Origin of the sequence: Pseudomonas sp. CFBP 8771 (assembly GCF_014841695.1) — a bacterium.
Lineage (GTDB): Bacteria > Pseudomonadota > Gammaproteobacteria > Pseudomonadales > Pseudomonadaceae > Aquipseudomonas > Aquipseudomonas baltica.
On the sequence record NZ_JACYUJ010000003.1, the window covers coordinates 480,092 to 491,545 of the forward strand.

The 11,454-nt window shown below is 58.2% G+C and carries 10 protein-coding genes, 1 tRNA gene and 1 pseudogene; 8 read left to right on the forward strand and 4 right to left on the reverse strand.

Annotated features, from left to right (window positions below):
• Window positions 1-53 precede the first annotated feature (53 nt).
• The 3 genes and pseudogenes from IFT80_RS09725 to IFT80_RS09735 form a co-directional block, all read left to right on the forward strand.
• A complete protein-coding gene (locus tag IFT80_RS09725; protein WP_192137450.1) occupies window positions 54-1,223 on the forward strand; it encodes a mandelate racemase/muconate lactonizing enzyme family protein in 1,170 nt (389 codons plus the stop codon).
• A 101-nt stretch (window positions 1,224-1,324) separates the two neighbouring features.
• Window positions 1,325-2,632, forward strand: a complete 1,308-nt coding sequence (dctA, locus tag IFT80_RS09730; RefSeq protein WP_122477318.1) for a C4-dicarboxylate transporter DctA — start codon at window positions 1,325-1,327, stop codon at window positions 2,630-2,632.
• A gap of 229 nt (window positions 2,633-2,861) precedes the next feature.
• Window positions 2,862-3,122 (forward strand): annotated as a pseudogene (locus IFT80_RS09735) (NAD(P)-binding domain-containing protein); the annotation flags it as partial.
• 232 nt (window positions 3,123-3,354) lie between these two features.
• Here the strand turns inward: IFT80_RS09735 and IFT80_RS09740 are convergent.
• The gene (locus IFT80_RS09740; protein WP_192059882.1) at window positions 3,355-4,287 is read right to left on the reverse strand and encodes a LysR family transcriptional regulator; all 933 of its coding nucleotides are present in this window, start codon (window positions 4,285-4,287) and stop codon (window positions 3,355-3,357) included.
• A gap of 121 nt (window positions 4,288-4,408) precedes the next feature.
• Between IFT80_RS09740 and IFT80_RS09745 the strand changes: the two genes are divergently transcribed.
• Window positions 4,409-5,335 carry an alpha/beta hydrolase gene (locus IFT80_RS09745; protein ID WP_192137452.1) on the forward strand — a complete coding sequence of 309 codons (927 nt, stop codon included), beginning with the start codon at window positions 4,409-4,411 and terminating at the stop codon, window positions 5,333-5,335.
• A gap of 209 nt (window positions 5,336-5,544) precedes the next feature.
• On the opposite strand, the gene IFT80_RS09750 is transcribed toward IFT80_RS09745, so the two are convergent.
• Window positions 5,545-5,621 (reverse strand) — tRNA-Arg (locus tag IFT80_RS09750).
• A 299-nt stretch (window positions 5,622-5,920) separates the two neighbouring features.
• Here IFT80_RS09750 and IFT80_RS09755 point away from each other — a divergent pair.
• The 3 genes from IFT80_RS09755 (at window position 5,921) to IFT80_RS09765 (ending at window position 7,054) form a co-directional block, all read left to right on the forward strand.
• Entirely contained in the window at window positions 5,921-6,148 is a 228-nt protein-coding gene (locus IFT80_RS09755) for a hypothetical protein (RefSeq protein ID WP_185793020.1), read from the forward strand.
• A 10-nt stretch (window positions 6,149-6,158) separates the two neighbouring features.
• Window positions 6,159-6,344: a PA3371 family protein gene (locus IFT80_RS09760; protein ID WP_122477314.1), complete on the forward strand. Its 186-nt coding sequence runs from the start codon at window positions 6,159-6,161 to the stop codon at window positions 6,342-6,344.
• A 383-nt stretch (window positions 6,345-6,727) separates the two neighbouring features.
• Window positions 6,728-7,054: an Arc family DNA-binding protein gene (locus tag IFT80_RS09765; RefSeq protein WP_043190613.1), complete on the forward strand. Its 327-nt coding sequence runs from the start codon at window positions 6,728-6,730 to the stop codon at window positions 7,052-7,054.
• A gap of 58 nt (window positions 7,055-7,112) precedes the next feature.
• Here IFT80_RS09765 and brnQ read toward each other — a convergent pair whose 3' ends face one another.
• Together brnQ and mqo are read right to left on the reverse strand one after the other, a co-directional pair.
• Complete coding sequence (gene brnQ, locus IFT80_RS09770; RefSeq protein ID WP_192103252.1) at window positions 7,113-8,426, reverse strand: branched-chain amino acid transport system II carrier protein; 1,314 nt, start codon at window positions 8,424-8,426, stop codon at window positions 7,113-7,115.
• A 273-nt stretch (window positions 8,427-8,699) separates the two neighbouring features.
• Entirely contained in the window at window positions 8,700-10,352 is a 1,653-nt protein-coding gene (gene mqo / locus IFT80_RS09775) for a malate dehydrogenase (quinone) (protein WP_122477311.1), read from the reverse strand.
• Window positions 10,353-10,823: 471 nt separating this feature from the next.
• Here mqo and IFT80_RS09780 point away from each other — a divergent pair, with 471 nt between their 5' ends.
• A complete protein-coding gene (locus IFT80_RS09780; RefSeq protein WP_192103250.1) occupies window positions 10,824-11,387 on the forward strand; it encodes a GNAT family N-acetyltransferase in 564 nt (187 codons plus the stop codon).
• The last annotated feature ends 67 nt before the right edge of the window (window positions 11,388-11,454 follow it).

The window sequence follows — 11,454 nt, forward strand, 5'->3', positions numbered from 1 at the left end:
GGGTGACTTCGCAAAGCCTAACGTGGGCCCACAACCCATAAGAGGAACCCTCCATGCGCATCGTCGACATTCGTGAGAAGACCGTTTCCATCGCCTCCCCCATTGCCAACGCCTACATCGACTTTTCCAAAATGACCTGCTCGGTCGTGGCGGTGATCACCGACGTGATCCGTGATGGCAAACCGGTCATCGGCTACGGCTTCAACTCCAACGGTCGCTACGGCCAGGGTGCGCTGATGCGCGACCGCTTCCTCGCCCGTATCACCGAATCCGACCCCGATACACTTGTCGATCATGAAAACGACAACCTCGACCCGTTCGCCATCTGGAAAGCCCTGATGACCAACGAAAAGCCTGGAGGCCACGGCGAGCGCTCGGTGGCGGTCGGTACCATCGACATGGCGGTGTGGGATGCGGTCGCCAAGATCGAAGGCAAGCCGCTGTATCGCCTGCTGGCTGACCGCTATCGCAACGGCGTGGCGGACGACAAGGTCTGGGTCTATGCCGCCGGTGGCTACTACTACCCCGGCAAGGACCAGACCAAGCTCAAGGCCGAAATGCAGAGCTATCTGGACCGTGGCTACGACGTGGTCAAGATGAAGATCGGTGCGGTGCCGCTGGATGAAGACATCCGGCGTATCGAAGCAGTGCTTGAAGTGGTCGGTGATGGCCGGCGCCTGGCGGTCGATGCCAATGGTCGCTTCGACCTGCAGACCGGTATCGCCTACGCGGAAGCCATCAAGAAGTACAACCTCTTCTGGTACGAGGAAGTCGGCGATCCGCTGGACTACGCCCTGCAGGCCGAGCTCGCCAATCACTACGAATTGCCCATGGCCACCGGCGAAAACCTGTTCTCCCACCAGGACGCTCGCAACCTGCTGCGCCACGGCGGCATGCGCCCCGACCGTGATTTTCTGCAGTTCGACTGCGCACTGTCCTACGGCTTGGTCGAATACATGCGCACCCTGAAAGTAATGGAAGACATGGGCTGGTCGTCGCGCCGCGTGGTCCCGCACGGCGGTCATCAAATGTCGTTGAACATCGCCGCGGGCCTGCACCTGGGTGGCAACGAATCCTACCCGGATGTGTTCCAGCCGTTCGGTGGCTTCGCTGACGGTCTCCAGGTCGAAAACGGCTATGTCGGCCTGCCGGACATTCCAGGTGTCGGTTTCGAAGCCAAGTCGGCCCTCTACGCCGTCATGCGCGAGCTCGGCGAAGGCTGATCGCTTCCCTCTGCGGCCTGTGCCAAACAGGCCGCAAACGCTGGCGTCAGGCACTGACGTCACGCCACACGCCCATCACAACAATAAAATGAGGTGTTCTCGTGGAAATCTCCAGAACCCGCTGGTATGGCCAGCTGTACGTGCAAGTGCTGATAGGTATCGTCATCGGTGCCGCCATCGGTTACTTCGCACCCAACATCGGCGCCAAGCTGCAGCCGTTTGCCGATGGCTTCATCAAACTGATCAAAATGCTGCTGGCACCGATCATCTTCGGCACGGTGGTGGTCGGTATCGCCAAGATGGGCAGCATCAAGGAAGTCGGGCGCATTGGTGTGAAAGCCCTGATCTACTTCGAGATTCTGTCGACGATTGCGCTGGTCGTCGGGTTGATCGTGGTCAACATCGTCAAGCCCGGTGTCGGCATGAATATCAATGTCAGCGCCCTGGATGCCAGCGCCATCAATAAATACAGCCAGGCCGCCAGCGAGCAAGGCGGCACCGTCGAGTTCTTTCTCAACATCATCCCGCACACGTTCATCGGCGCCTTTTCCAACGGCGTGATGCTTCAGGTGATACTGCTCTCGGTGTTGATGGGCATTGCCCTGGTTCAGCTGGGCGAAACCAGCAAGCCTCTGATCAATACCATCGATCTGTTCCTGCAAGGCCTGTTCAAGATCGTCGCCATGGTCATGCGCCTGGCCCCGCTCGGCGCCGGTGCCGGCATGGCATTCACCATCGGCAAGTACGGGATTGGCACGTTGCTCTCACTCGGGCAATTGCTGGTGGCGCTCTACATCACCACGTTGATATTCATCGTCGTGATACTGGGCACGGTCGCCAGGTGGTCAGGCATGCCGTTGATGCAGTTCCTGCGCTACTTCAAGGATGAAATCCTCATCACCCTGGGCACCTGTTCGACCGAGGCCGTGTTGCCCCGCATGATGGTCAAGCTGGAAAAACTGGGCTGCAAGAAATCGGTCGTGGGGATGGTTCTGCCGACCGGATATACCTTCAATGCAGACGGTACCTGCATCTACCTGACCATGGCCGCGATTTTCATTGCCCAGGCAACCAATACGCCACTGACGTTCGCGGACCAGATGATTCTGCTGGCGGTATTCCTGCTGACGTCCAAAGGCTCCGCAGGCGTGGCAGGCGCCGGGTTCGTGACGCTGGCCGCAACGCTCACCACTATCCATTCCATTCCTCTGGTTGGCCTTGTCCTGCTGCTGGGCATCGACCGGTTCCTCAACGAGGCCCGGGCTGTCACCAACCTGATCGGCAATGGCATCGGCACCATCGCGATCGCCAAGTGGGACAACTCGTTCGATGTCGAGGTGTGTCAGCGTGAGCTAGCCGCCATGAAAGACGAAAAGGCTGCCAGGAAAACGCTGCTGGCGCAGAAATGACCCATTGCCGAGCCGGCGTTGGCGCGGGTTTCAAAGCACCGGTTGACAGCAATCACCTGCCGTTTACGAGCGACGTGTGGTCGTCAATCTGACTCGACAGACGAAATCTGGAAGCGGCCGTCCGAGCCTTCACTCGCCAGATCAAGTCAGCCTGCCACCTCGATGAGTGCGGCATGGACGCGCTTCATCACATGCTCGACACCCTTGGCCATGGAGCAAATGACTGAGGATTTTAACCCCCCCTCAACACAATCAGGAGAGACACAAATTGAACATCGGAATAATCGGCGCCGGCAATATTGGCGCGACCTTGGCGCGCAAACTTGCAGCGGTGGGTCATACCGTCAAACTGGCCAATTCCAAACGCTCCGACAGCATCCAGGCGCTCACCCATGAGATAGGCGTACACGCAGTGACCAAGGAACAAGCGGTCTTGGAAGTGGACGTGGTCATTCTTTCGATTCCTTTCGCCAACTACCCTGATCTTAAGCAAACATTGGGCGGCGCGACCTGAGGCGACAGAGTCGCCGGGGGCTCAAGTAAAGCTACCCATGAACCCCTGCCGCAGCTCCTTACCGAGGGGGATAGGCCCCTGCATCGATCCCGACCCTGCCCGAGTCCGATATCGCTGAAGGGCAGCGGCAAACCTAGGCACCGCCGGGTACCTCTCGCAGAGCCTCCAACCCCTGAAAAGCAGGCCGAACCACGGAAGGCCTGTGTACTCAAGGTCGGGCAGCGCCAGCGCGTTGTTCCCAAGGTGGGCAGGGTGACCAAGCCTCTACAAGCTTATCGATGAAGAGTCGAATCTTTGGAGAGAGGTGTCGCTTGCTGGGGTAAATAACCCGAATGGGCTCTGCGGCCTCTGCATATACGGCGAGCAATTGAACGAGCTTGCCGTTTCTCAAATCCTCATTTATCACGTAAGACGGCAGCGTAGCGATGCCCAGCCCCGCGACAACAGACCGGTGCAACGACTCAGCGCTGTCCATTTGCAGCCTTCCACTACAAGTGAACGATACACAGCGCCCATTCACTCGAAAATTCCAGGGAAGCAATCTTCCACCACTCACGAAATGCAGGCACTGGTGCTGGGATAAATCCTCAGGCGTTTCAGGCTCTGCATGGTCAGCCAGATACTGGGGTGAGGCGCAGGTGATCATTTGTTGGTAGGCCACCGTGCGCGTCAGTAAACCAGAGTCTTCCTTGGGCGGACCGATGCGCATGGCCAAATCAAACCCCTCATCGATCAGATCGACCAGCCTGTCGGAAAAGCTGATGTCGACGCTCAGCGCAGGCCATTCTTCGAGACAGCGCTCGACGTGCTCAAGGATATGAAGCCTGCCTAGCGCGACAGGCAAGCTCATCCGCAGCCGTCCACTGGGTGTCGAACGGCGAAACGCAAGGGCATCCTCTACCTCGTCCAGGTCCTGCAAAACACCCACACAACGCTCATAAAGAACCTGGCCGTCATCCGTCATGCTCAAACTGCGCGTGGTGCGATTGAGTAGACGTACCTGTAGACGCGCCTCGAGCCTGACTATCGATTTGCCTACCGCTGAACGAGTGAGGCCAAGTTGCTTGGCCGCCGCAGTGAAGCTTCCAGCGTTGACCGAGCCTACAAAAGCGGCGATATCGTTTAGGTTGTGGAGTTCCATATGGCCTCTCTGTCCTCACCGCCAGGGCGGGCTGGCGCCTTCAATGGGGAACCCTATTCCCCAATACCAAGCATAGTATCTCGATTAGCTTATCCACACCCAAAGATCAATTGAGGTCATTATGAATATAGAAGTCCAAGCAGCCGTCCAAACCTGGGCCAACAGCCTTAGCGATCTGGTACCCGTTCTCAAGGGAATCGATACGACCACAAAGCTAAGCGACATCCGCGACGCCTACGCAAAAATGCTCGGACATAATCCAGCGCCCGATGGCGTCAGGTTCGAAGCAGTCGACATGGGTGGAGTGCCTGGCATCCTGGTGACTCCGCAGGAGATCAAAACCGACGCGGTAGTGATGTACATTCACGGCGGGGCTTACATCGTTGGCCGTCCAGACGGTTACCACGGGATCGGCGGCAATTACGCGAAAATGCTGGGCGCTCGTGTATACATGCCGGACTACCGCCTTGCCCCTGAGCATACATTTCCAGCGTCCATCGACGACACATTGCGCGCCTACGAGTGGTTGCTCGAGCAGAACATTCCGGCCAGCAAGATTGCCTTTTCCGGCGAGTCAGCGGGCGGCGCGATGGTTGTCAGCGTAATGGTGGCGGCAAAATCCAAAGGCTTGCCATTGCCTGCCGTTGGCTCCTCGATTTCGCCGTGGGCAAACCTTGAACACACCGGCGCGACCATGAGTAATCGTGAAGGACTGGATCCGCTGAACTCCAAGCCCGTGCTGGATATTCTCGCCAGAGCGTTTCTGGGCGACACGCTGGCCAATCATCCTCTGGCCTCTCCGGTCTTCGCGGACGTCACAGGCCTTCCGCCGATTCTGGTGCAGATAGGCGAAAACGAGTTGATGTTGACTGACGCCATGCGTCTTGCAACTCACCTTGCCGATAACCGTGTTCGCGTCAACCTGGAAGTATGGCCTGCGATGTTTCACGCCTGGCACTTTTACGCCGCGATCTTGCCAGAGGGTCAGCAGGCCATGGAGAGTTCGGTGCGTTTCATCGAGAAAGGCCTGGCGGATGCCCACGGCTGAAACCCAGAACACTCACTGCAGAAGGATCATTGGATAAGCTGATGCGGGCTCACGCGATTGCATCGGACGGGCGGGCGTCATCAGAACATCGTGTAACGGACTGCTCAGTACGTGAAGTCTGGGCTCCCTGTCGCTGAGACGGGAACACTCGCCTCCTCGCAGTGCATGTTCAAGGCACTTGCGCAGCTGAAACAGTTGACGCGCAAGAATGGTGTCCCAGGCGGGGTTCGAACCTGCAACCTTCCCCTTAGGAGGGGGATGCTCTATCCAATTGAGCTACTGAGACACACAGCGTCGTGCCAGGCGGCACGACGAACGGCGTGCATGTTACCCAGCCACGCGCGGTTTGTCATGCAACGTGGACAGTTTTATCCGTGGCAAATGCCGATCAAGGATGAACGCGACAGTCATGCATTTTGCAATACCTGCAGAGACCCAGGTATGCAGAATGCAATATCAATGTGCCTGCCTTCCTTGGTATGCCTCTGAATTACCTAGAAATTTCGCTAAATAAAAAGTTGGCACGCGCCCTGCTATGTTCCTGGCTGAACACTGATTTGCCACCACCAGCCATGGAGCGTCCCAATGAACAGCGTCCTCGTCATGCTCAATGTTATGGCATTGGTCACCTTCATTGGCTTTCAGTTCCACACTCAAGCCGACGACCCTGCACTTGTCCACATCGACGCTGCTCGACTAATCCCTGCGCCCGTTGCCCGCGTCGCGGCTTCGGGCCCTGAACGACCTGTCATGGCTGCACAGGGTGTCAACGAGACCGCGACGACGCAACGGTCTGAACGCTACATATTTTAAGGAGTTGTCGATGTCGAGATACGCCTTGGCGTTCATGTTTGTGGCTGCCGTGTGCTGGATCGGCGCACTTACCCTCGAGCAGAACGCCGTCGCTTTAGGGACAATGCTGCAAGTGCTGGGCAGCATCAGCGCTGTGGCATTTTTGCTGGCAATGGTCAAAGGCCGCAGGATCAAATTCGATCCATACCTGCGTTGATTTTCCAACCAATTGATACGCGGCGTAAATCAATACTAGCAAATGGCCCAAATGTCACTATGCTAGCCCAAGGGTAGCTCGCACGTGCTGTGCGCGGTGTGCACAAGACGGGTCAGAGCACCTCTCGAACGAATCTTCGACTTTTTTCGAACGGCGTGATCGCAAATTTCCACCGGCCTTGTAAAATACCTGCCGCTGGGGACTGGCCAAATGCCACGATTCGGATCATTATTTGTCACAGATTTGGCGTCAAGGTTATGTCGCAACTAAGGCATCATAGCGCGGCATCGGCAGGCTGGAACAATTTGCCGATCGGCGTGTCCTAACCGACATCCTGCGGCCTACTTCGAGAACCGCTCCCCCTGAACTTATCGGTCAACACTATGCGCCCACTCAAACAGGCTGTTTACTCCAGCCGCACGGCTGACAAATTTGTAGTACGTCTTCCCGACGGGATGCGTGAGCAGATCGCTGAGGTGGCTCGTAACCATCACCGAAGCATGAACTCCGAGATCATCGCACGCCTGGAACAGAGCCTGATCCAGGAAGGTGCCTTGGGCGAAGAGTTGAGTATGAAGATGGACAGTCCGGAGCTGTCTCTGCATGAGCGCGAGCTTTTGCAGCGTTTCCGCCAGTTGTCTCACCGACAGCAAAACGCACTGGTGTCCTTGATCGCCCATGACGTCGAGGCCGCAGCCGAAGCGTCATGAACACCGCTGCAAAGAAAAGCCAGCTCTAGAGCTGGCTTTTTTGTGGGCGCCGCTCAGCTCAAGCCGCTGCTTGAACCCGTGCGCCCTTCACGCGATCGACCAACACCGCCACCAGCAGGGTTGCCACCGAAGGCACCAGCCAGGCCAGGCCCTGCTCGCTTAGGGGAAGATCGAGCAGGGATGTCGGCAGCCACTGCGAGAACCCTGCCCCCTTGATCGCATCGATCAGGCCGAACAGCAACGAGACGAACATCACCGGCCCGAGAATGCGCGACTGCGAATGCCACAGCCCTGCGCAGAAGCTCAACGCCACCAGCACGATGCAGGGAGGGTAGATGGCTGTCAGCACTGGAATCGAAAACGCGATCAGCTTGGTCAGGCCCAGATTCGAGACCAGCAGCGAGAACAGTGCGAGCAACAGCACCAGCGTCTTATAGGACAGCGGCAGCACTCGGCTGAAGTACTCGGCGCAGGCGCAGGTCAAACCCACTGCAGTCACCAGGCAGGCCAGCGAGATCAGCACGGCCAGAAAACCACTGCCAAGGGCCCCGAAGGTATGCTGCACGTAGGCATGCAACACCGCTGCGCCATTGGTGGCGCCTGCAGCCACGGCGTGGCTGCCCGACCCGAGGCGGAACAGACTGACATACACCAGCGCCAGCCCTACCCCGGCAATCAGACCCGCAATGATCGCATAGCGCGTGATCAGCTTGGGTGACTCGACACCTCTGGAGCGGATGGCATTGACGATGACGATGCCGAACACCAAAGCGCCCAGCGTATCCATGGTCAGGTAGCCGTTGATGAAACCCAGGGAAAACGGCGCTGCAACGTACTCGGGTACCGCGTCACCGCTGGGGCCTACCGGCAAGGCAAACGCTGCAATGCCCAACACCGCCAAGGCGATGATTTTCAGCGGCGCCAGAAACCGTCCGACGGTATCGAGCAGGCGCCCCGGATAAAGCGAAACGAAAAACACCAGCAGGAAGTACACCGCGCTGTAGAGGAACAGTGCCAGGGGTGTCTCACCGGTCAGCGGCGCCAGACCCACGGCGAACGATACCGTGGCCGTGCGCGGCGTGGCGAACAGCGGCCCTACGGCCAGATAGCACACCGCTGCAAGCAACCCGCCCGCCACTTTGCCGATCGGGCTGCTCAACGCGTCCATCGAGCCGCCGACCCTGGCCAGCGCGACCACGGTTATCACCGGCAGACCCACTGCGGTCACCAGGAAGCCCAGCGCGGCCATCCAGACGTTCGGGCCAGCCTGCAGACCGACGAAGGGAGGGAAGATGATGTTGCCTGCGCCTACGAACAAGGCGAATGTCATGAATCCAAGCGCCAGAATATCCTGGCCTTTAAGCACTTTCATTGGAAGGAAACCACGTCAATAGATTGGAATTGAGAGAGGTTTTCCCCATGGATGAGGGAAACACGGTCGGCCGGATGAGGCCAGACCTGGTGCGCGGACCTTAGCCTTGTGGGCAAGCCGGGCAAAACGGCGCGTAGAGTAGCGAAAATGCGCGCTCATCGCACTGTTGCAGTGCGAAGTGTCCGCTGAGCGCACCTGTGTGTCGCATCGGTGCAAGACTCAGCGGAAACGGTACAGCTAATCCTTCCGCCCCCAAAACCGAGGGCTTGGGGATTACAGGGCCATGTCGGCCGCTGGATTGCTTTCAGCCTTCGGCGCAGCCTGGCCTTCGATCGGGTTGGCGGCAGCAGCCGCCTGGTCGATCACCGGCGGTGCAACAGCCAACTGCAGGATCTTGGCGGTGTAGTTCCACTCTTTCTGCACAGCCTCTGGCGAGTTGTTCAGTGCAGTCCCGTAGCTCGGCACGATCTGACGCAGCTTGGCTTGCCATTCAGGCGTGGCAACTTTGTCCTTGAACGCTTTTTCCAGCACGTTGATCATGATCGGTGCTGCAGTCGATGCGCCCGGCGAAGCACCCAGCAAACCGGCAATGCTGCTGTCCTTGGACACCACGATTTCGGTACCCAGTTTCAGCACGCCGCCCTTCTCTTCGTCGCGCTTGATGATCTGCACGCGCTGGCCGGCCTGCCACAGACGCCAGTCTTCTTTCTTGGCGTTGGGGAAGTACTGCTTCAGTGCCTGGTAGCGATCGTCGTCGGACAGCATGACCTGACCTGCCAGGTATTCGATCAGTGGGTACTGTTCGATACCGACCTTGGTCATCGGCCATACGTTATGCAGGTTGGTGCTGGTCAGCAGGTCCAGGTACGAACCGTTCTTCAGGAACTTGGTCGAGAAGGTCGCGAATGGGCCAAACAAGACCACGCGCTTGCCGTCCAGCACGCGGGTGTCCAGGTGTGGAACGGACATGGGCGGCGCGCCAGTCGACGCGATACCGTAGGCCTTGGCCATATGCTGCATGGCCACGGTCGGGTTCTCAGTCACCAGGAACGAGCCACCTACCGGGAAACCGCCGTATTCCTTGGCCTCGGGAATGCCCGAATCCTGCAGCAGATGCAGCGCGGCACCACCAGCACCGATGAACACGAACTTGGCGTCGGTTTCGGTCTTGGTACCGTCTTTCAGGTTCTTGTAGGTCACGCGCCACGAACCGTCGGCGTTGCGCTTGATGTCTTGCACTTCGCTGGACAGCTTCAGATCGAAGCCGTTCTGACCCTTCAGGTGGCCGACGTACTGGCGAGTGATCTCGCCGAAGTTCATGTCGGTACCCAGCGGACTCCAGGTGACGGCCAGTTTCTGATTGGGGTCGCGGCCCTCCATCATCAACGGCACCCACTTCTTGATCTGCTCGTGATCCTGGGAGAACTGCATGCCGGCGAACAGCGGGCTGGCCTTCAGCGCCTCGTAGCGCTTCTTAAGAAACTCGATGTTGTTGTCGCCCCACACGAAGCTCATGTGCGGCGTGGAGTTGATGAACGTGCGTGGGTTCTTCAGAACACCGGCAGTGACCTGGTGCGCCCAGAACTGACGGGAAATCTGGAAGGCTTCGTTGATCTCGATCGCCTTGGCGATCTGGACCTTGCCGTCCTTGTCTTCCGGGGTGTAGTTCAGCTCTGCCAAGGCAGAGTGACCGGTACCGGCGTTGTTCCAGCCATTGGAGCTTTCTTCGGCAACGGCGTCCAGGCGCTCGACCATTTCCATCGACCAGCTTGGCTCGAGCTCGTTGAGCAGCACGCCCAGCGTGGCGCTCATGACACCACCGCCGATCAGCAGGACGTCGACTTTCTTCGCTTCGGCCGCTTGTGCCGACACCATCCCGATGGACAGAGCCAGACCCAGCAGCGCTGTGTTCGCTTTCTTCAACATACAGAAATTCCTAGGATTGAACGCCATTGGCTCGATCCGACCACGCTGACGTTTCAAGCTGCCCAGAGCGGGCCGCGAAACGAGTCGTCGGCAAACCGTGTAAATGGCATAGAAGGCCAAATTCGTTGCATCGGCCTCACATTCATGTCCTTAGCGTGCTGACTTTCTTGTTGAATATTGTCTTCAGCGACTTCAGTGACATCGACCTTGGCATGCCTTGCAGCACAAGGTCACTGCTGGCAGCCGGCCAGAATCCACAACCTGAACTTTCGTTCATGGGCTGCGACATTATGGCGGGTCGACATATTACATGAGAGTGGCTACCCGCAACCAGATCAATGTGGTCGATTGCCTCAATCGATATAAATGGTCATATCAATTAAGGAAAGCCCCTACATCGTTTAATGATACTTCTTACATGCGGGACTTGGTGAGTCCAGTAAAGTCCTCCGCTTTCATGAGTGTCATACGATGACCGACTGTACGGACCCATTCATACCTACGCTCAGTACCCGCAGGCTGCTGCTGCTCCCGCTCACCCTGGCCGACGCGCCGCGCTACCAGCAGCTGATCGCAGACTGGGACATGGTTCGCTACATCACTGCCAACATGCCGTGGCCCTACCCCGCCGGCGAGGGGCTGCGCTACATCCGGGAGGATGCGTTGCCTGCCATGGCCGACGCCGAAGAATGGCATTGGACACTCCGGCTGCATGACGCGCCCGAAACCATTATTGGCGTGATCAGCCTGATGGACGAATGCGACGACAACCGCAGTTTCTGGATTGCCAAGCCCTGGCAAAACCAGGGGCTGGTTGGCGAAGCATGCGAGGTGGTGACCCGTTTCTGGTTCCAGACCTTGGACAGACCCATCTTGAGAGTCGCCAAGGCAGTGGCAAACGAGGCGTCCCGGCGGATCTCCATGCGCGAGGGCATGCAGGTGGTTCTTCGGCGAGACCAGGACTTCGTGTGCGGCCGCATGCAGGAAGAGGTCTGGGAATTAACGCGCGAGCAGTGGCTGGCACGGCAAACCTAGGCCTGCGGCAAAAACACAAAAGCCACCCGAAGGTGGCTTTTGTGACTACGCAAACAACCCAGCAAAC

Excerpts from the sequence above, each read along its gene's own strand:
- IFT80_RS09725 (WP_192137450.1), top strand. The coding sequence starts at position 54 with ATGCGCATCGTCGACATTCGTGAGAAGACCGTTTCCATCGCCTCCCCC.
- brnQ (WP_192103252.1), bottom strand. The coding sequence starts at position 8,426 with ATGAAAGTGCTTAAAGGCCAGGATATTCTGGCGCTTGGATTCATGACA.
- IFT80_RS09780 (WP_192103250.1), top strand. The coding sequence starts at position 10,824 with ATGACCGACTGTACGGACCCATTCATACCTACGCTCAGTACCCGCAGG.
- IFT80_RS09755 (WP_185793020.1), top strand. The coding sequence starts at position 5,921 with ATGAACAGCGTCCTCGTCATGCTCAATGTTATGGCATTGGTCACCTTC.
- IFT80_RS09765 (WP_043190613.1), top strand. The coding sequence starts at position 6,728 with ATGCGCCCACTCAAACAGGCTGTTTACTCCAGCCGCACGGCTGACAAA.
- mqo (WP_122477311.1), bottom strand. The coding sequence starts at position 10,352 with ATGTTGAAGAAAGCGAACACAGCGCTGCTGGGTCTGGCTCTGTCCATC.
- IFT80_RS09745 (WP_192137452.1), top strand. The coding sequence starts at position 4,409 with ATGAATATAGAAGTCCAAGCAGCCGTCCAAACCTGGGCCAACAGCCTT.
- IFT80_RS09760 (WP_122477314.1), top strand. The coding sequence starts at position 6,159 with ATGTCGAGATACGCCTTGGCGTTCATGTTTGTGGCTGCCGTGTGCTGG.
- IFT80_RS09740 (WP_192059882.1), bottom strand. The coding sequence starts at position 4,287 with ATGGAACTCCACAACCTAAACGATATCGCCGCTTTTGTAGGCTCGGTC.